The 18,146-nt window shown below is 62.8% G+C and carries 22 protein-coding genes; 10 read left to right on the top strand and 12 right to left on the bottom strand.

Annotated elements, in window-relative coordinates; all coding sequences use genetic code 11:
- Nucleotides 1–7: 7 nt before the first annotated feature.
- From APH35_RS13115 to betC, 3 genes are all read right to left on the bottom strand, one after another.
- The gene (locus APH35_RS13115; RefSeq protein WP_012269883.1) at nucleotides 8–1,573 is read right to left on the bottom strand and encodes a SulP family inorganic anion transporter; all 1,566 of its coding nucleotides are present in this window, start codon (nucleotides 1,571–1,573) and stop codon (nucleotides 8–10) included.
- Nucleotides 1,574–1,700: 127 nt separating this feature from the next.
- Nucleotides 1,701–2,624: a choline ABC transporter substrate-binding protein gene (choX, locus tag APH35_RS13120; protein ID WP_060514946.1), complete on the bottom strand. Its 924-nt coding sequence runs from the start codon at nucleotides 2,622–2,624 to the stop codon at nucleotides 1,701–1,703.
- Between the two features lie 14 nt (nucleotides 2,625–2,638).
- Nucleotides 2,639–4,156, bottom strand: coding sequence for a choline-sulfatase (betC, locus tag APH35_RS13125; RefSeq protein WP_060514947.1), 1,518 nt, complete (start codon nucleotides 4,154–4,156; stop codon nucleotides 2,639–2,641).
- Between the two features lie 108 nt (nucleotides 4,157–4,264).
- On the opposite strand from betC, the gene APH35_RS13130 reads away from it, so the two are divergent.
- On the top strand, nucleotides 4,265–5,164 hold the full coding sequence (locus APH35_RS13130; protein WP_012269886.1) for a choline sulfate utilization transcriptional regulator: 900 nt from the start codon (nucleotides 4,265–4,267) through the stop codon (nucleotides 5,162–5,164).
- A gap of 115 nt (nucleotides 5,165–5,279) precedes the next feature.
- Here the strand turns inward: APH35_RS13130 and APH35_RS13135 are convergent, their stop codons facing one another.
- Complete coding sequence (locus tag APH35_RS13135) at nucleotides 5,280–5,834, bottom strand: NAD(P)H-binding protein (protein ID WP_012269887.1); 555 nt, start codon at nucleotides 5,832–5,834, stop codon at nucleotides 5,280–5,282.
- Nucleotides 5,835–5,886: 52 nt separating this feature from the next.
- Here APH35_RS13135 and APH35_RS13140 point away from each other — a divergent pair, with 52 nt between their 5' ends.
- Nucleotides 5,887–6,219: a DOPA 4,5-dioxygenase family protein gene (locus tag APH35_RS13140; protein ID WP_012269888.1), complete on the top strand. Its 333-nt coding sequence runs from the start codon at nucleotides 5,887–5,889 to the stop codon at nucleotides 6,217–6,219.
- Nucleotides 6,220–6,338: 119 nt separating this feature from the next.
- Here APH35_RS13140 and trpA read toward each other — a convergent pair whose 3' ends face one another.
- Both trpA and trpB read right to left on the bottom strand, forming a co-directional pair.
- Nucleotides 6,339–7,148, bottom strand: coding sequence for a tryptophan synthase subunit alpha (gene trpA / locus APH35_RS13145; RefSeq protein WP_012269889.1), 810 nt, complete (start codon nucleotides 7,146–7,148; stop codon nucleotides 6,339–6,341).
- On the bottom strand, nucleotides 7,145–8,362 hold the full coding sequence (gene trpB, locus APH35_RS13150) for a tryptophan synthase subunit beta (protein WP_012269890.1): 1,218 nt from the start codon (nucleotides 8,360–8,362) through the stop codon (nucleotides 7,145–7,147). The genes trpA and trpB overlap by 4 nt, the downstream gene beginning before the upstream one ends.
- A 110-nt stretch (nucleotides 8,363–8,472) precedes the next feature.
- Here trpB and APH35_RS13155 point away from each other — a divergent pair, with 110 nt between their 5' ends.
- The gene (locus tag APH35_RS13155; protein WP_060494174.1) at nucleotides 8,473–9,369 is read left to right on the top strand and encodes a LysR family transcriptional regulator; all 897 of its coding nucleotides are present in this window, start codon (nucleotides 8,473–8,475) and stop codon (nucleotides 9,367–9,369) included.
- Here the strand turns inward: APH35_RS13155 and APH35_RS13160 are convergent.
- Nucleotides 9,366–9,689, bottom strand: coding sequence for a DUF883 family protein (locus tag APH35_RS13160; RefSeq protein WP_012269892.1), 324 nt, complete (start codon nucleotides 9,687–9,689; stop codon nucleotides 9,366–9,368). The genes APH35_RS13155 and APH35_RS13160 overlap by 4 nt on opposite strands.
- Nucleotides 9,690–9,839: 150 nt before the next feature.
- Between APH35_RS13160 and APH35_RS13165 the strand changes: the two genes are divergently transcribed.
- Entirely contained in the window at nucleotides 9,840–10,055 is a 216-nt protein-coding gene (locus APH35_RS13165; RefSeq protein ID WP_012269893.1) for a dodecin, read from the top strand.
- A gap of 101 nt (nucleotides 10,056–10,156) precedes the next feature.
- The gene (locus APH35_RS13170) at nucleotides 10,157–10,378 is read left to right on the top strand and encodes a DUF1161 domain-containing protein (protein WP_003253075.1); all 222 of its coding nucleotides are present in this window, start codon (nucleotides 10,157–10,159) and stop codon (nucleotides 10,376–10,378) included.
- 37 nt (nucleotides 10,379–10,415) lie between these two features.
- On the opposite strand, the gene APH35_RS13175 is transcribed toward APH35_RS13170, so the two are convergent.
- Nucleotides 10,416–11,420 (bottom strand): LLM class flavin-dependent oxidoreductase, encoded by a 1,005-nt coding sequence (locus APH35_RS13175; RefSeq protein WP_060514948.1) that lies wholly within the window; start codon nucleotides 11,418–11,420, stop codon nucleotides 10,416–10,418.
- 152 nt (nucleotides 11,421–11,572) lie between these two features.
- On the opposite strand from APH35_RS13175, the gene APH35_RS13180 reads away from it, so the two are divergent.
- Nucleotides 11,573–11,998: an OsmC family protein gene (locus APH35_RS13180; RefSeq protein WP_012269895.1), complete on the top strand. Its 426-nt coding sequence runs from the start codon at nucleotides 11,573–11,575 to the stop codon at nucleotides 11,996–11,998.
- Nucleotides 11,999–12,072: 74 nt separating this feature from the next.
- Complete coding sequence (locus APH35_RS13185) at nucleotides 12,073–12,306, top strand: DUF1161 domain-containing protein (RefSeq protein ID WP_012269896.1); 234 nt, start codon at nucleotides 12,073–12,075, stop codon at nucleotides 12,304–12,306.
- Between the two features lie 35 nt (nucleotides 12,307–12,341).
- Here the strand turns inward: APH35_RS13185 and APH35_RS13190 are convergent, their stop codons facing one another.
- Nucleotides 12,342–12,755 carry a PA0061/PA0062 family lipoprotein gene (locus APH35_RS13190; protein WP_012269897.1) on the bottom strand — a complete coding sequence of 138 codons (414 nt, stop codon included), beginning with the start codon at nucleotides 12,753–12,755 and terminating at the stop codon, nucleotides 12,342–12,344.
- 55 nt (nucleotides 12,756–12,810) lie between these two features.
- Nucleotides 12,811–13,224 carry a PA0061/PA0062 family lipoprotein gene (locus APH35_RS13195; RefSeq protein ID WP_060514949.1) on the bottom strand — a complete coding sequence of 138 codons (414 nt, stop codon included), beginning with the start codon at nucleotides 13,222–13,224 and terminating at the stop codon, nucleotides 12,811–12,813.
- Nucleotides 13,225–13,309: 85 nt separating this feature from the next.
- Between APH35_RS13195 and APH35_RS13200 the strand changes: the two genes are divergently transcribed.
- Nucleotides 13,310–14,383, top strand: a complete 1,074-nt coding sequence (locus APH35_RS13200; RefSeq protein ID WP_060514950.1) for an aminopeptidase — start codon at nucleotides 13,310–13,312, stop codon at nucleotides 14,381–14,383.
- Nucleotides 14,384–14,416: 33 nt separating this feature from the next.
- Here the strand turns inward: APH35_RS13200 and APH35_RS13205 are convergent, their stop codons facing one another.
- Together APH35_RS13205 and APH35_RS13210 are read right to left on the bottom strand one after the other, a co-directional pair.
- Complete coding sequence (locus APH35_RS13205; protein WP_041166626.1) at nucleotides 14,417–15,067, bottom strand: HAD family hydrolase; 651 nt, start codon at nucleotides 15,065–15,067, stop codon at nucleotides 14,417–14,419.
- 20 nt (nucleotides 15,068–15,087) lie between these two features.
- Nucleotides 15,088–15,636 carry a gamma carbonic anhydrase family protein gene (locus APH35_RS13210; RefSeq protein WP_012269901.1) on the bottom strand — a complete coding sequence of 183 codons (549 nt, stop codon included), beginning with the start codon at nucleotides 15,634–15,636 and terminating at the stop codon, nucleotides 15,088–15,090.
- A 66-nt stretch (nucleotides 15,637–15,702) separates the two neighbouring features.
- On the opposite strand from APH35_RS13210, the gene prlC reads away from it, so the two are divergent.
- Entirely contained in the window at nucleotides 15,703–17,790 is a 2,088-nt protein-coding gene (gene prlC, locus APH35_RS13215) for an oligopeptidase A (RefSeq protein ID WP_060514951.1), read from the top strand.
- Entirely contained in the window at nucleotides 17,787–18,068 is a 282-nt protein-coding gene (locus tag APH35_RS13220; RefSeq protein ID WP_012269903.1) for a YheV family putative zinc ribbon protein, read from the top strand. The genes prlC and APH35_RS13220 overlap by 4 nt, the downstream gene beginning before the upstream one ends.
- The last annotated feature ends 78 nt before the right edge of the window (nucleotides 18,069–18,146 follow it).

The following is an 18,146-nucleotide window of genomic DNA, read 5'->3' on the forward strand; positions in this document are numbered from 1 at the left end:
CCCAACCTCACTCTTCAAACCGGATCGGGCACAACGCCACCCCTTCGAGCTTCTGCAATTCCTCGATCACCTGCGGCCTGGCCCGGTGCAGGGTCAAACTCCCGCCCAACCGCCGCAAGCGCCGCGCCTCGCGGTGCAACATATCCACACCCGAGTAATCGATGAAATTCACCTGCCGCGCATCGATCACCACATGCGGCCCTTGGCAGCGCTGCAAGCGCACCTGCAGGTAATGCGCGGCACCAAAGAAAATCGACCCGCCCACCCGCAACACATCCGCGTCCCCTTCACGGCTCTGCTGCACCCGTGGCCGTGAAGTGCGCTTCAAATAGAAGAACAGCGAAGCCAGCACGCCCGCATAGATCGCCGTCTGCAACTCCAGCAACAATGTCGCCGCCGCCGTCAGCGCCATCACCAGAAACTCCGAGCGGCTGACCCTGAACAGCGCGCGAATCCCTCGATGGTCCACCAACCCCCAGCAGATCAGCAGAATGCTGCCGGCCATGGCCGGTATCGGCAGGTGCGCGATCAGGCCGGCGCCGGTAACGGCAAACAACGCCACCCACAGCGCCGAGAACACCCCGGCCATGGGCGAGCGGGCACCCGCCTCGTAGCTCAGGCCGGAGCGGGTGAAGGAACCGGCGGACAGGTAGCCGGAGAAGAATGCACCGGCGATGTTCGACAGGCCCTGTGCGCGTATTTCCTGATCAGGGTCGATCAGTTGTTCCGAACGTGCCGACAACGAGCGGGCAATCGACAGGCTGGTGACCAGCCCCAGCATGCCCACCGCTACGGCGCTGGGCAGCAGACGCAGCATCAGTTCCACATCCAGCAAAGGCAGCGGGCTGAAGGGTGGGAGTTGCCCGGTGAACGCCGTCACCCTTGGCACATGGCCAAAGTAGCCAGGCAGCAACCAGGCCAGCAGGCTCACCAGCATCAGGCTAATCAACAGGCTCGGCCAGCGCGGGCGCCAGAGCTTGAAGGCCACGCCGATCATGACGGTGGCCAAACCCAGAACCAGGGAAGGCAGGTCGACCTCGCCGGCATGGCTGGCCAGGTCCTGCATGGTCTTCAGGGCCGTGGCCTGGCTGGGCAGGTCCATGCCCAGCAGGTTGGGCAGTTGGCCCAGGGCAATGACGATAGCGGCGCCCAGGGTGAAACCGAGTACCACGGAATGGGAAACGAAATTGACCAGCGCGCCAAAGCGCAAAAGCCCGAGCAGCAGCTGGAAGATGCCGCCGAGGAAGGTCAGCAGCAGCACCAGGGTGATGTAATCGGCGCTGCCGGCCACGGCCAACGGGCTGATACTGGCGTAGAGCACGATGGAAATGGCGGCGGTCGGGCCGCAGATCAGGTGCCAGGACGAGCCCCACAGGCAGGCGACCAGCACCGGCACGATGGCAGCGTACAAGCCGTATTCGGCGGGCAGGCCGGCGATCAGGGCATAGGCGATGGATTGTGGCAGGGCGAGGATGGCACCGCTCAGGCCGACCAGCAGGTCCTGGCGCAGGCTGTGGCCCGATTGGCGGGGTAGCCAGGAGAGGAAGGGCAGCAGGTGGATGATGCGATGCATGAGATATTCACATTTCCAAAGGTCCACTGTCCCTCTGTGGGAGCGGGTTTACCCGCGAATGCGTCGGTACATTCACTGCAGCATTCGCGGGTGAACCCGCTCCCACAGGGGCGCGTCGTATCTAAGACTACAGTTTGGCTTTGACGGCCTCCAGGGCATTGCCATCGGCCTTGGTAGTCACTCCAGCCAACCACCCGTCCAGCACCTCGGGATACGTCTTCACCCAAGCCTTGGCCGCGTCATCGAAGCTGATCTTCTTATCCACAACCTCGGCCATGATGGAGTTTTCCATGTCCAGTGTGAACCTAAGGTTACCCAACAGCTTCGCTGCATTCGGGCAGGCTTGTGGATAACCCTTTCGGGTCAGCGTGTACACCTCGCCCTTGCTGCCGAACCACTTTTCCCCGCCGGTCAGGTAGTGCATTTTCAACTTCACGTTCATCGGGTGCGGGGTCCAGCCAAGGAAGGTGATGAACTGCTGCTTCTTCACCGCCCGGTCGACCTGGGCCAGCATCGCCTGCTCGCTGGACTCCACCAGCTTCCACTGGCCAAGGTTGAACTCATTCTTGTCGATGATTTCCTTCAACGACAGGTTGGCCGGGGCGCCGGAGCCGATGCCGTACAATTTCTTGTCGAACTGGTCGGCGTGCTTCTGCAGGTCGGCAAAGTCCTTCACCCCGGCATTCCACACATAGTCGGGCACTGCCAGAGTGAATTCGGTTCCCTCCAGGTTACGCGACAGCTGCTGCACATCGCCGTTGGCGATGAACTTGTCATGGAAGCCTTGCTGCGCCGGCATCCAGTTGCCGAGGAAGGCATCGACGCGGCCGTCCTTCAGGCCGCCATAGATGATTGGCACGGCCAGGCTGTCGATTTTCACCTGGTAGCCCAGGCTTTCCAGTAACAGGCGGGCGACGGCGTTGGTCGAGGCAATATCGCTCCAGCCGGGGTCGGCCATTTTCACGGTACTGCATTGCGCGTCGCTGTCGGCGGCGTGGGCCGTGGCGGTGCTTATGGCCAGGGCGAACACGGCGGCGGAGAACTTGTGCATGGCGGCCTCTCTTCTCAATCCAGGGGGGCGGGCTGTGGATAACGTGCCTTGCGCTCGAGGTCGTCGAGATCGATGTGGTTGCGCATGTACTGTTGGCTGGCGTCCACCAGCGGTTGATGGTCCCAGCTTTTCAGCGTGCCGATGGCCAGCGCCTCGGCCACCAGGCGGCGGCGCCGCTGGCTGGCCAGTACCTGCTGGCGCAGGCTGGGGATATCCCAGCGCTGTTGTGCTTCATCGACAAATGCCTGCAGCAGCGCCTGATGCTCCGGGCTGCCGGTGAGGTTCTCCCGCTCGTGCGGGTCGCGGCTCAGGTCATAGAGTAGGCTGGGGTCATCCTCGCTGTACACGAACTTGTACGGCCCGCGGCGGATCATCATCAGCGGGCCGACGGTGCCTTCGGCCATGTATTCGCCGATCACTTCATCGTGACCGCCCTGCCCTTGCAGATGGCGGACAAGCGAGCGGCCGTCCAGGTGCAGGCTTTTATCCACAGCCCCACCGGCCAGTTCGACCAGGGTTGGCAGCAGGTCGCAGGTCGATACCGAGGCGCTGACCCGGCCTGCTGCAAAGCGCTTGGGCGCATGGACAAGCAGCGGAACCCGCGCCGACATCTCGAACCAGTGCATCTTGTACCAGAGGCCACGCTCGCCAAGCATGTCGCCGTGGTCGCCGGAGAACACGATCAGGGTGTCGTCGGCGAGGTTGCACTCCTCCAGGGTTTGCAGCAGCTGGCCGATGTTGTCGTCGATGTAGCTGCAAGCGCCGAAGTAGGCGCGGCGGGCGTCGCGGATCTTTTCCATAGGCAGCGGCTTGTTCCACAGGTCATAGACCTTCAGCAGGCGCTGCGAATGCGGGTCGAGTTCTGCCTGGCCGAACTCGGCACGGGGCATGGGGATATCCACACCCTCGTAGCGGTCCCAGTAACGCTTGGGGATGGTGTAGGGGTCGTGCGGGTGGGTCATGGACACGGTCAGGCAGAACGGTCGGCCATCGTTATCACGCACGTGGTCGTACAGGTACTGGCGTGCCTTGAACACCACTTCTTCGTCGAAATCCAGCTGGTTGGTGCGCACGCACGGACCGGCCTGCAGCACCGAGGACATGTTGTGGTACCAGCTCGGGCGAACATCCGGCTCATCCCAGTTCACTGCCCAGCCATAGTCGGCTGGGTAAATATCGCTGGTCAGGCGCTCTTCGTAGCCATGCAGTTGGTCCGGGCCGCAGAAGTGCATCTTGCCTGACAGTGCGGTGCGGTAACCCAGGCGGCGCAGGTAGTGGGCATAGGTCGGCACATCGGCAGGGAAATCGGCGGCATTGTCGTAGGCTCCGATGCGGCTAGGCAGTTGGCCGCTGACCAGAGTAAAGCGGGACGGTGCGCACAGCGGGCTGTTGCAGTAGGCCGACTCGAACACCACCGCCTGCTCGGCCAGGCGGCTCAGGTGCGGCATCTGGATGGGCGAAGGGGCGTAGATCGGCAGCAAGGGTGCGGCCATCTGGTCGGCCATGATGAACAGGATATTCGGGCGCGTCATGGTGGCTTCCATCGTTTGGAGTTATGCGATCTGCTTGCCTACCAAGATGAGACTGTGGATAACATGGGTAAAGCCCATGGTGGGCAATGACTGGGATTAGCTGAGCTTATGTTTGACCACCTCGCAGAGTTGTCGCTGGATACCTTGCGCGTATTCGAAGCCGCAGCACGCCTGCGGGGCTTTACCGCTGCGGCGCTGGCGCTGGGTACCACGCAGCCGGCCGTGAGCCAGCAGGTTAAGCGCCTGGAAGCACAGCTGGGCACGCGCCTGTTCGATCGCATTTACCGGGGCATCGAGTTGACCGAGGCCGGCCAGGTGTTGTTCCAGCAGGTGCACCAGGGCCTGCAGGCGATGGATGACGGCATTGCCCAAGCCACCGGTCGCGGCCAGCGCGAGGTGCTGCAGGTGGCCACCGACTTTGCTTTTGCGGCGTTCTGGCTGATGCCAAGGCTGCAGCGCTTTCATGAGGCTTATCCACAGGTGGATGTGAGCCTGGTCACCGGTGAACGCAGCCAGGGGATGCTGCGCCCGGACATCGATGTGGCGGTGCTTTTCGGTGATGGGCGCTTTCACCAGGGCGAAAGCCGCTGGCTGTTCGATGAGGAAGTTTTCCCGGTGTGCAGCCCCCGGCTGACGGATGGCAAACCCTTGTCAGCCGTGGCTTTGCAACGATTGCCCTTGCTGCATTTGAAGGGCGAGCAAGCCAGCCGCTGGTTTGACTGGGCGGGGGTGTTTCGCGGGTTTGGTGTGGCCAGCCCGCCGGCGGCGGGGCAGTTGCGTTTCGACAACTACACGTTGCTGATTCAGGCAGCGATTGCTGGCCAGGGCGTGGCGATTGGGTGGGGGCACTTGGTGGATAAGTTGGTGGAGCAAGGGTTGCTTTGCCGGCCTTTGGAGGGGAGTTTGCGCTCGGAGCGTGGATATTATGCGGTTCTGCCACCGCGCAAGCGGCGTGGGGCGCTGATCGAGCGGTTTGTCGGTTGGCTGGAGCATGAGCGCAGCCTTTGAGATTTTGGGCCGCTTTGCGGCCCATCCGACCGGTACGGCGCCCCGGCGAGGCCGCTCCTACAGGAATGTCGTCGGCTGTCAGGCCGGAGGGGGCTCTGTGGGAGCGGGTTCAGATCTAGACCACGAAGTTCAGATGCTCGCCCCGGTGCAGGTCCAGTTCCAGCATATCCGCCATCCCCGCCGCCACACGTGCCCACCCCTCATCGGGCAACGCCTGCGGCGTATTGATCAGGGTCCAGCGCAACGCACTGCGCTGCAACCCATCAACCACATGGTCCACGCATTCCCGCTCTGCCTCGCTGTACTTGCCCGGCTCATCCAGCACAGCGAAATCGCCCACCAGCAACAGCCGGCGTATAGTCGTACGCTCAAGCCCCGCCACCAGTGCCTCGCTCAGGCGTGCTTGCCCCGGCAAGTCACCTGGCGCCAGCGCCGATAGCAGGGCGATTACTGCCGAGCCGCCTGCCGCGCCCTGTTCAGCCTGGTCGGCATCGTGCAGCCCGCCTATCTTGAAGTGCAGGCCCGGGCGCGCTGTGTGGCGGTTGAGGTCATCAACCACGGCGGTGACTTCGTGCTGGCGCGACAGCAGCTCGGCCATCAGGGCATTGCCCAGGCTGCTTTCAGGCCCGAACAAGACCAGTTTGTACACTGGGGTTTCGGCGTTTTTCACTGCATCACTCCCTTTGCAGGTGGTGATGGTTGGACCGCAATCAGGAGTTATCGTGCAGAGGATCAAGGGTTACCACGCCCACGTTTATTACGACGCAGCGACCATGGAGCAGGCCCGGGAACTGTGCGAGGAGGCGGCGCGGCTGTTCCCCGTGACGATGGGGCGCATGCACCAGAAGCCGGTGGGGCCGCACCCGGACTGGAGTTGCCAGCTGGCGTTCGAGCCGGAGTTCGTGGGCGTGGTGCTGCCATGGCTGGCGCTGTATCGGAAGGGTTTGGTGGTGTTCATGCACCCACTGACCGGGGATGAGCTGGCGGACCACCGGGATCATGCGATCTGGATGGGGGCTTTGCGGCCCTTGGACCTGTCGATTTTTGGTGGGTAGATTGGTATGCCTGTGCCGGCGTCTTCGCGGGTAAACCCGCTCCCACAGGTACTGCACAGACCTTGAGAGCGGCGCGTTCCTTGTGGGAGCGGGTTTACCCGCGAAGCAGGCGACGCGGTTTAGCGACGGGCGCCGCGCACCCCTTCAGCCAGTGCCGAGCACAGGCTGAGTACATCATTCACTGCCTGGTCGGCACTCTTGGCCTGGGCAATCTTGTCGACCAGCGCCGAGCCCACCACTACACCATCCGCCAGGCGGGCGATGTTCGCAGCCTGCTCCGGGGTACGGATGCCGAAACCAACGCTGATCGGCAGGTCGGTATGCCGGCGCAGGCGGGCAATGGCTTCGGTCACGTGCTCGGTGGTCGCCGAGCCGGCACCGGTCACCCCGGCCACCGACACGTAGTAGACAAACCCGGAGCTGCGCTCCAGCACCCGCGGCAGGCGCGCATCGTCGGTGGTCGGCGTGGTCAGGCGGATGAAGTCGATGCCTGCGGCCTGGGCCGGGGTGGCCAGTTCGGCGTCGTGCTCTGGCGGCAGGTCGACGATGATCAGGCCATCGACGCCCGCTGCTTTGGCTTCAGCCACGAACGGTTCCACGCCAAAGCGGTGGATCGGGTTGTAGTAGCCCATCAGCACGATTGGCGTGGTCTGGTTATCCACACGGAATTCGCGGACCATCTGCAGGGTCTTGGCCAAGGTCTGGCCAGCTTCCAGGGCGCGCAGGGTGGCCAGCTGGATGGCCACGCCATCGGCCATCGGGTCGGTGAACGGCATGCCCAGTTCGATCACGTCGGCGCCAGCGGCCGGCAGCCCCTTGAGGATCTGCAGGGAGGCGTCGTAGCCCGGGTCGCCTGCGGTGACGAAGGTGACCAGTGCCGAACGGCCTTCGGCCTTCAGTTCGGCGAAGCGTTGTTCAAGACGGCTCATGCCTGTTTCTCCTGGGCGGCCATGTGGTTCATGACGGTTTGCATGTCTTTGTCGCCGCGGCCTGACAGGCACACGACCATCAGGTGGTCCTTGGGCAGCTTCGGTGCGCGCTTGATCGCTTCGGCCAGGGCGTGGGAGCTTTCCAGGGCCGGGATGATGCCTTCCAGGCGGCAGGTGGCGTGGAACGCATCCAGCGCTTCGTCATCGGTGATGCTGACGTATTCGACGCGCTTCACTTCGTGCAGGTAGGCGTGTTCCGGGCCGATGCCTGGGTAGTCGAGGCCTGCGGAAATCGAGTGGGCGTCGGTGATCTGGCCGTCTGCATCTTGCAGCAGGTAGGTACGGTTGCCGTGCAGTACGCCCGGTACGCCGCCGTTCAGGCTGGCGGCGTGCTTGTCGGTGTGCACGCCGTGGCCACCGGCTTCGACGCCGATGATCTGCACGCTCGGCTCTTCGAGAAACTCATGGAACAGGCCCATGGCATTGGAGCCACCGCCAACGCAGGCAACCAGGCTGTCTGGCAGGCGGCCTTCCTTCTCTTGCAACTGGGCGCGGGTTTCTTTGCCTATGATCGACTGGAAGTCGCGAACCATGGCCGGGTACGGGTGTGGACCCGCCACGGTGCCGATCAGGTAGAAGGTGTCTTCGACGTTGGTCACCCAGTCGCGCAGAGCTTCGTTCATGGCGTCTTTGAGGGTGCCGGTGCCGGCAGTGACCGGGACGATCTCGGCGCCCAGCAGTTTCATGCGGAACACGTTGGCCTGCTGGCGCTCGATGTCGGTGGCGCCCATGTAGATCACGCAAGGCAGGCCGAAGCGTGCGGCGACGGTGGCGGTAGCCACACCGTGCATGCCGGCGCCGGTTTCGGCGATCAGGCGCTTCTTGCCCATGCGTTTGGCCAGCAGCACCTGGCCGATGCAGTTGTTCACCTTGTGCGCGCCGGTGTGGTTGAGCTCTTCACGCTTGAAGAAGATTTTCGCGCCGCCGCAGTGCTCGGTCAGGCGTTCGGCGAAGTACAGCGGGTTGGGGCGGCCGATGTAGTCGCGCTGGAAATAGGCCAGCTCTTCAAGGAACTTGGGGTCTGCCTTGGCCGCTTCGTATTCGCGGGCCAGGTCCAGCACCAGTGGCATCAGGGTTTCGGCCACGTAGCGGCCGCCGAACGAGCCGAACAGGCCATTGGCGTCGGGGCCGGGGCGGTATTGGGACTGGGTCATGGGGCGCTCCAGGGCGTAATGAATGAGTGATGGGCTTTACTCTAACCACGGCAGGCCCCGCTGAAAACCGATAAGATTGCGCAAACTTGTCAGAAAAACTCACAGGTAACATGGCCCACGACCTCCCTCCCCTGAACGCCCTGCGCGCCTTCGAGGCAACCGCCAGGCTCAACAGCGTTAGCCAGGCGGCTGAAGCGCTGCATGTCACCCATGGCGCAGTCAGCCGGCAGATCAAGGTGCTGGAGGAGCACCTTGGCGTAGCCCTGTTCGTCAAGGACGGGCGTGGCATCAAACTCACAGATGCCGGCGTGCGCCTGCGTGATGCCAGTGGCGAGGCTTTCGACCGGCTGCGCAGCGTGTGTGCCGAACTCAGCCGTGATGTCAGCGAGGCACCGTTCGTGCTGGGCTGCTCGGGCAGCCTGCTGGCGCGCTGGTTTATTCCCAGGCTGGGGCGACTCAAGGCGGAATTACCTGAATTGCGTCTGCACTTGTCGGCAGGTGAAGGCGACCTCGACCCGCGTCGTCCAGGGCTCGATGCATTGCTGGTGTACGCAGAGCCTCCGTGGCCTGCGGACATGCAGGTGCATGTGCTGGCCGAAGAGCGTATCGGCCCGGTGCTCAGCCCCCACTTTGCCGGCTTCGAACGCTTGCGCGGCGCGCCTGCCAGCGCCTTGCTGGAGGAGGCCCTTTTGCATACCACCTCACGGCCACAAGCATGGCCAACCTGGGTTCGGCAGCAGGGGTTGGACCCGGCCGGGTTGCACTATGGCCAGGCGTTCGAGCATTTGTATTACTTGCTGGAGGCTGCAGTCGCGGGCCTTGGCGTGGCCATTGCGCCGCAGCCGCTGGTGGCGGATGACTTGAGGGCTGGACGGCTCAGCGCGCCGTGGGGGTTTTCCCCAACGCGGGCAGCGCTGGCGTTGTGGGTGCCCCGGCGCGCCGCGGATGGGCGCGCCGAGCAACTGGCGCAGTGGCTGCGCCGTGAGTTGCAACGCCAGGCGGGTTAGTTGCGACGCGACAACAGATAGGCCGCCAGCAGACCGAGGGCACCAATGGCTACGCCCGCCGTTGTAATCGGGTGTTCCTGGGCGTAATCACGGGTGGCGATGCCGGTCTGGCGGGTGCGGGTCTTCACTTCCTCATAAGCATCGCTGAGCAGGCTGCGCGAGTGTTTCAGCGCGCTTTCGGCGTTGCTGCGGATTGCCTTCACCGACTTCTGGGATTCTTCCGACGCATCGTGCTTGAGGTTCTCCAGGCTTTTCAGAAGGCTCTCGATCTCCGCTTCCATGCTTTCCAGGGACGTTTTACGCAGCGAGTTGCGGTGCATGTTGACTCTCCTTTGCAGAATGGACTGTAAGAAATGCGACCCTCGGCCTGCGTGAAAGTGCGATCGAACTTTCGCTGACGGTGATGGCTCGCAGGTAAACCAGGCCTGCGCTGCTAGGCTCAATCTCACAGTCACCCATGGAGAGCGCTCATGACCGATCATCACACCTACAAGAAGATCGAACTGGTAGGGTCTTCGCCCACCAGTATCGAAGATGCGATCAACAATGCCCTGGCCGAAGCCGGCAAAAGCATCAAGCACCTGGAATGGTTCGAAGTGGTCGATACCCGTGGCCATATCCGCGATAACAAGGCAGCGCACTTCCAGGTCACGCTGAAGGTGGGCTTTCGTATCGCCAACAGCTGAAACAGCGCCGGGCTGGATGATCTCGGCGTGATGGAGTATTTAAGAGAGGGGCGCCTTGGCGGGCGCCCTTTCTGATTTCATCTGCACAAGGAAAGCGAGTGATGAACAAACTGATTCTGGCGCTGGGCCTGATGACCCTGGCCGGTGGTGCGCTGGCAGCGGGCAAGCCGTGCGAGGAGCTGAAGGCGGAAATTGCGGCCAAGCTGGATGCCAAGGGTGTCACTGGCTACAAGCTGGAGATCGTCAAGAAAGGCGACCCGGCGGGCAAGGTGATTGGTAGCTGCGAGGCCGGTACCAAGGAGATTGTGTACCGGCGCGGCTGATGTGTTGGCTTCTTCGCGGGCAAGCCCGCGAAGGGGCTCATTCGGCTTTGAGGGCCTGTGCCATCAGTTCATAAGACCGAATCCGGTCCTCATGCTCATACAGGTCACAGGTAAAGATCAGTTCGTCCGCCCCGGTCTGCTCCAGCAGCACCTCCACCTTGGCCCGCACCTTCTGCGGGCTGCCGATCATCGCCAGGCCCAGGAAACTGCCCACCGCGTCGTGTTCATGGGGCAACCACAGCCCATCCATGCTTTCCACCGGTGGTTTCTGCATCAGGCTTTGCCCACGAATCAGCGCGAGAATGCGCTGATACACCGAGGTAGCGAGGAATTCGGCCTTCTCGTCGGTTTCCGCCACCACCATGGGAATGCCCAACATCACATAGGGCTTGTCCAGCGTGGTCGATGGCTTGAAATGATTGCGGTAAACGCGAATGGCCTCGTGCATGTAGCGCGGCGCGAAATGCGAGGCGAAGGCGTAGGGCATGCCGCGTATGCCGGCCAGCTGGGCGCTGAACAGGCTGGAGCCCAGCAACCACATGGGCACGTCGGTATCGTGCCCCGGTACGGCGATCACTTTTTGATCATCGGTGCGTGGCCCGAGGTAGCGCGACAGCTCCTCGACATCGTCCGGGAAGTCGTCCGGGCCGCCTGCGCGGTCACGTCGCAGGGCATAGGCCGTCATCTGGTCCGAACCCGGCGCACGGCCTAGGCCCAGGTCGATACGCCCTGGATACAGGCTGGCCAGGGTGCCGAACTGCTCAGCGATCACCAGCGGCGCATGGTTGGGCAGCATGACCCCGCCAGAGCCCACGCGAATGGTCGAAGTCCCCCCGGCCAGGTAACCGATCAGCACCGATGTGGCTGAGCTGGCGATGCCGTCCATGTTGTGGTGCTCGGCCACCCAGAAGCGGTTGTAGCCAAAGCGCTCGACGTGCTGCGCCAAGTCCAGAGAGTTGCGCAGCGACTGCGCCGGGCCTGCGCCTGCGCGCACGGGCACCAGGTCGAGGGTGGAAATCTTCAGGTCACGCAGCTGCGTCATGGTGCCTCCGCAAAAGTGGTTGGCCAGCGGCCTCTTTGACTCTGTATGGGCGCATTCGTTGGATTCAATGCCTGCACTCATATTGCGCTGAACTTGCGGCTGGCGGCAGGCCTCTGAACGGTAGGTAAGTAACCCAGTGACCAGGAGGCATCATGAAAAAGACAGCATCGGCAATCTGGCAAGGTGGCCTGAAGGATGGCAAAGGCCTGCTTTCTACCGAAAGTGGCGCACTCAAGCAGAACCCTTACGGCTTCAACACCCGTTTTGAAGGCACGCCCGGGACCAACCCGGAGGAGCTGATCGGGGCGGCGCATGCCGGCTGTTTCTCGATGGCGCTGTCGATGATGCTGGGTGAAGCGGGGCTGACCGCGGACCGGATCGACACTGCGGCCGAGGTGACGCTCGACAAGCAAGCGGATGGTTTTGCCATTACGGCTGTGCACCTGGTGCTCAGGGCCAAGGTGCCTGGGGCCAGCGAGGCGCAGTTCCTGGAGATCGCCAACAAGGCCAAGGAAGGGTGCCCGGTGTCCAAGGTGTTGAACGCCAAGATCAGCCTGGATGCAGCGTTGGTGGGCTGAAGCGGCGCAACGGTGGCGCTTTGCTGTAGTCTAAACAGCGTCGGCAGCACCACTGCCTTTTCAGGAGCCGTTCCATGATTCGCGTAGCAATCGCCGTGTTGGCTTCCCTGGTCGCCACGTCTGCGTTGGCGGCGGTGAAGCCGTGCGAGGAGCTTAAAGCCGAGATCGAGGCCAAGATCCAGGCCCAGGGGGTGACTTCCTACACCTTGGAGATCGTGCCCAACAGCGAGGCCAAGGACCAGAACATGGTCGTTGGTAGCTGTGATGGCGGGACCAAGAAGATCATTTACCAGAAGAATGATCGGTAGGTTCACGATTTTGGGGCTGCAAAGCAGCCCCAGCATCATGGAATGCAGAACACGTTGCTAGGCTCGTTCACCACCACCTTGCGGCTGGCGTCATACAGCAGCACTTGCGGCTCCATCACCGGCGCACGCGCCTCCAGGCGATAACGCTCGCCAGCCTTGAAGTCATCAAAGCGCACGGTCAGGTAGCAGGTACGGTCCCTGGGTTCGGACATGATGCCGCCCGAGTAGATTTCATAATCGAAGCGCACCACCAACTCGTGCTTGCCCGGCGTTACCTGGAAATAGCGGCCATCATCCAGGCGCTTGCCGTCGAGGCGGTCGGCCATGATCACTCGGCCGGGGGTCATGGTGTAGAGGTCGACCCAGGCCTGCTTGGGGTCGACGGGTGGCAAGGGGCTGGCGCAAGCCCCCAGTGCACTGAGGGCGATCAGCATCATGGGCTGGCGCATGGCAAAACTCCCACTTGCGATTTACACGTTACAAGCATAGCGCCGATTGTACGCTTCAGGTGCGTTGGCAGCCTGCGGGCAAGCCTTGGCCGACCATTTTTTGCTGGTCGTCGTAAAGCTTGATCCAGGGGCGGAAGCCGATACTGCCCGCGTGCAGCTGATAGCGCTGGCCGGCGCCGAAGTCCTTGAAGGTCAGCTTGACCTGGCAATCGCGCCACAGCGGTTCGCTGACCGGGCCGATATTGCTGGGGGTAACCGGGAACTGGTAGCGCACGGTCAGCTCGTGGCTGCCGGGTTGTACTTCGAAATAGCGGCTGTCGGCCCAGTCACGCTCATCTACCTGCACGGCGTCCAGCGAGGTGTTGTCGTAGGGCGTGAGGTCGATCCAGGCCTGGTTCGGGTCTGGGTCTGGCAACGTCGAACAGGCGGAAATCATTAACAGTGAGCCGGCGACCAACAATGCACGCATGGCGAAACTCCCCCTTGGCGAGATAGTCTTGGAGCGAATCAGCCTTGAGCGAGTCAGACAGTCCCGGATGCTTCGACTTTTTCTTATGCAGCGCTCAGGCCCTGGGGCACTCGACCGCGTTTTCACCCGTTTGGTTCCGCTGCTGGCGGCGCTTCTGCTGAACGGTTGCACCAGCGCGGCCTACTACGGGCAGTTGGCAGAGGGGCAGTGGCAACTGCTGCGTGCGCGCCAGCCAGTGGAGCAGGTGGTGGCTGACCCTGCTACCCCCGCGCCATTGCGCGCGCACTTGCAACAGGCCGAACGGGCGCGGGTGTTTGCCAGCCAGCAATTGAAACTGCCGGATAACCGCAGCTATCGGGTTTACGCCGACCTTGGCCGCCCTTACGTGGTGTGGAATGTGTTCGCCACGCCCGAGTTGTCGTTGCAACCGGTGACGCACTGTTTTCCGATTGCAGGGTGTGTGGCGTACCGCGGCTACTACCAGCAAGGCGCGGCGCGCGGCGCGGCGGCGCTGATGCGCCAGGACGGCCTGGATGTGTACGTGGGGGGGGTGGAAGCTTATTCGACCCTGGGCTGGTTCGATGACCCGATCCTGTCCTCGATGGTGGGCTGGGGCGATGAGCGCTTGGCGACGTTGATTTTCCATGAGCTGGCCCACCAGCGCTTTTATGTGCAGGACGACACCGAATTCAACGAGTCGTTTGCCTCGTTCGTCGAGCAGGAAGGCACGCGGCAATGGCGTGCGGCGCGTGGGTTGGCTGCCGGTGGCGAGGCGCAGGGGCAGCAGCGTGACCAGTTCATTCGGCTGGTGCTGGCCAGTCGTGGGCGGTTGCAGGCGATTTATGCCGGGCCTTTGGACGATGCGCACAAGCGGCTGGCCAAACGGGCGGAGTTCGATCGGCTGAGGCAGGAGTATCGGCGGTTGCGAGATGGCCAATGGGGCGGGGACAAGCGCTATGACGCCTGGGTGTATGGGCCGATGAACAATGCCAAGTTGTTACCGTTCGGGCTTTATGACCAGTGGGTGCCGGCGTTTACGGCGGTGTTTCGTGAGGTTGGCGGAGATTGGGCCAGGTTTTACCAGCGGGTCGAGCAACTGGGGCGGTTGCCGATTGATGAACGGAAGGCCGCATTGCAGGGGTTGATGGTTAGCCAGTGAGATTTTGGGGCCGCTTTGCGGCCCCAGTGGCCCTTAACCCTTGCTGAAAGCCTGATGCAGCTCGGCTACCGTAGCGAAATGGAAAGCGGGCTCCTCCGCCATCAACTCTTCCTGGCTACCAAACCCATACCCCACCGCCACTGCCTGCAAGCCATTGCTGCGCGCGCCAATCAGGTCATGCTTGCGGTCACCGATCATCAGCGTCTGCGCCGGGTCCAGCCCTTCTTCATCGAGCAGGTGGCGAATCAGCTCGACCTTGTTGGTGCGCGTGCCGTCCAGCTCGCTGCCGTAGATCACCTTGAAGTGGTGGTCGAAGGCGAAGTGCCGGGCGATTTCCCGGGCAAATTCCCAAGGTTTGGAGGTGGCGATGTACAGCGTACGGCCCTGCCCGTTCAGGGTTTCAAGCAACGCCGGCACGCCTTCGAACACCAGGTTTTCGTACAACCCGGTTACGCGAAAGCGCTCCCGGTAGAAATTCACCGCATCCCAGGCCTTGGCTTCGTCGAAGCTGTAGAACTGCATGAAAGCCTGAAGCAGGGGCGGGCCGATGAAGTGCTCGAGGCGGGCCAGGTCCGGTTCGTCGATACCCAGCTTGGCCAGGGCGTACTGGATCGAGCGGGTGATGCCCAGGCGCGGGTCGGTCAGGGTGCCGTCGAGGTCGAAGAGGATATTTTGCTGATGCATGTTCGTCTCGGTAGTCGGGTTCATTCCGGTTGGTCGTAGCCTTCGGCCAGGTGCTGGTCCTTGAGCTTCACGTAGTTGCCGGCGCTGTAGGAGAAGAATGCGCGCTCCTTGTCGTTCAGCAGCCGGGCCTGTTTCACCGGGCTGCCCATGTACAGATAGCCGCTGACCAGGCGCTTGCCTGGCGGGACCAGGCTGCCGGCGCCGATGATCACTTCGTCCTCGACGATGGCGCCGTCCATGATGGTGCTGCCCATGCCGACCAGGATGCGGTTGCCCAGGGTACAGCCATGCAACATCACCTTGTGGCCGATGGTCACTTCGTCACCGATGATCAGCGGGAAGCCGTCCGGGTTGAACGGGCCGGCGTGGGTGATATGCAGCACACTGCCATCCTGCACGCTGGTGCGCGCGCCGATGCGGATGCGGTGCATGTCGCCGCGTACCACGGTCAACGGCCAGACCGAGCTGTCTTCACCGATCTCCACGTCGCCCAGCACCACCGCCGAACGGTCGACGAAGGCCCTGGGCCCCACTTTCGGAGTGTGTTGCTGGAAGTTGCGAATGGCCATGATAGCGTCTCTCATCTGTGCCGATAGGCAGGCTGCCTGCTGCGGTCGGCGTCGATTGTAATTAAGATGGGGCAGTGTTTCTTCTGCCAAGGTATCCAAACCGTGACTGCGAACAACCCGCTTCTGCAATCCCACGATCTGCCGCCCTTCTCGCAAATTCGTGCCGAACACGTGTTGCCGGCGATCGAAGCGATCCTGGCCGACAACCGTAAAGCCATTGCCGAGATCCTCGAAAAGCAGGGCAAGAACCCCACCTGGGCCGGCCTGGTGCTGGCCATGGACGAACTGAACGACCGCCTGGGCGCCGCCTGGAGCCCGGTCAGCCACCTTAACGCGGTGTGCAACAGCGCGGAGCTGCGCGAGGCCTACGAGTCATGCCTGCCGGCGTTGAGCGCCTACTCTACCGAACTGGGCCAGAACCGTGCGCTATTCGAAGCCTACCAGGCACTGATCGACAGCCCGGAGGCCGCCGGCTTCGACGTGGCGCAAAAGACTATCCTCGAGCATGCCCTGCGTGACTTCCGCCTGTCGGGTATCGACCTGCCGGCGGACAAGCAGCAGCGCTACGCCGAAGTGCAGAGCAAACTCAGCGAGCTGGGCAGCCGCTTCTCCAACCAGCTGCTCGATGCCACTCAGGCCTGGACCAAGCACGTTACCGATGAAGCCGCACTGGCCGGCCTGACCGACTCGGCCAAGGCGCAGATGGCCGCCGCTGCCCAAGCCAAGGGCCTCGACGGCTGGCTGATCACGTTGGAGTTCCCCAGCTACTACGCGGTGATGACCTACGCCAGCGACCGCACCCTGCGCGAAGAGCTATACGCCGCTTACTGCACCCGCGCCTCGGACCAGGGCCCGAATGCCGGCCAGTTCGACAACGGTCCGGTGATGGGCGAAATCCTCGATCTGCGTCAGGAACTGGCCGAGCTGCTTGGCTACAAGAACTACGCCGAGCTGAGCCTGGCCACCAAGATGGCCGAGTCCAGCGACCAGGTGCTGAGCTTCCTGCGAGACCTGGCCAAGCGCTCCAAGCCGTTCGCCGCCCAGGACCTGCAACAGCTCAAGGCCTACGCCGCCGAACAAGGCTGCCCTGAACTGGCCAGCTGGGACACTGGCTACTTTGGCGAGAAGCTGCGCGAGCAGCGCTACAGCGTGTCGCAGGAAGCCCTGCGTGCCTATTTCCCGATCGACAAGGTGCTGGGCGGTCTGTTCAGCATCGTGCAGCGCCTGTACGGCATCGAAATCGCCGAACTCAAGGGCTTCGACAGCTGGCACCCAGACGTACGCTTGTTCGAGATCAAGGAAAACGGCCAGCACGTCGGCCGCTTCTTCTTCGACCTGTACGCCCGCGCCAACAAGCGTGGTGGCGCCTGGATGGATGGCGCCCGTGACCGTCGCCGCACGGCCGGCGGCCAGCTGCAGAGCCCGGTGGCCAACCTGGTGTGCAACTTCACCCCGGCTGCACCCGGCAAGCCGGCGCTGCTGACCCACGATGAAGTAACCACCCTGTTCCACGAGTTCGGCCACGGCCTGCACCACATGTTGACCCGCATCGAACACGCCGGGGTTTCCGGCATCAATGGCGTGGCCTGGGATGCGGTCGAACTGCCGAGCCAGTTCATGGAAAACTGGTGCTGGGAGCCGGAAGGCCTGGCACTGATCTCCGGGCACTACGAAACGGGTGCTGCCCTGCCCCAGGACCTGCTGGACAAGATGCTGGCGGCTAAAAACTTCCAGTCGGGCATGATGATGGTGCGCCAGCTGGAGTTTTCGCTGTTCGACTTCGAACTGCACGCCAGCCATGGCGACGGTCGCAGCGTGCTGCAGGTGCTCGAAGGCGTGCGCGACGAGGTATCGGTCATGCGCCCACCGGCGTATAACCGCTTCCCCAACAGCTTTGCGCATATTTTTGCGGGCGGTTACGCAGCGGGCTACTACAGCTACAAGTGGGCTGAAGTGCTGTCGGCCGACGCTTTCTCGCGTTTCGAAGAAGAAGGTGTTCTCAATGCCGAGACTGGCCGCGCCTTCCGCGAGGCGATCCTGGCCCGTGGTGGGTCGCGCGAGCCGATGGAGCTGTTCGTCGACTTCCGTGGCCGTGAGCCTTCCATCGATGCATTGCTGCGCCACAGTGGCCTCACCGAGGACGCTGCGGCATGAGTGAGGTTGCTGTGAACAAGACCAAGAAACGCTTTATTGCCGGGGCGGTATGCCCGGCATGCAGCGAGCCCGACAAGCTGATGATGTGGAATGAAGACGGCGTGCCGCACCGTGAGTGTGTGGCTTGCGGCTTTACCGACACCCTCAACGAACAGGGCCTGTCGGTGCCCAAGGAACTCGGCACGCGGGTCAACAACCTGGCACCCAAAGCCGCGCCGGCCAAGGTGCAGACGGTGCAGTTCTTCCCTAATCCGAAGCTGAAGAAACCGACAGAGTAAGTACTGGCTGTCGGATCAGAGGCGCTGGTGGATTCAAGGCAGGTACGATACTGTATGTAAATACAGTATAGGGGTTGG

Source organism: Pseudomonas sp. NBRC 111132 (genome assembly GCF_001320565.1).
In the GTDB taxonomy this organism is placed as follows: Bacteria; Pseudomonadota; Gammaproteobacteria; order Pseudomonadales; family Pseudomonadaceae; genus Aquipseudomonas; species Aquipseudomonas putida_P.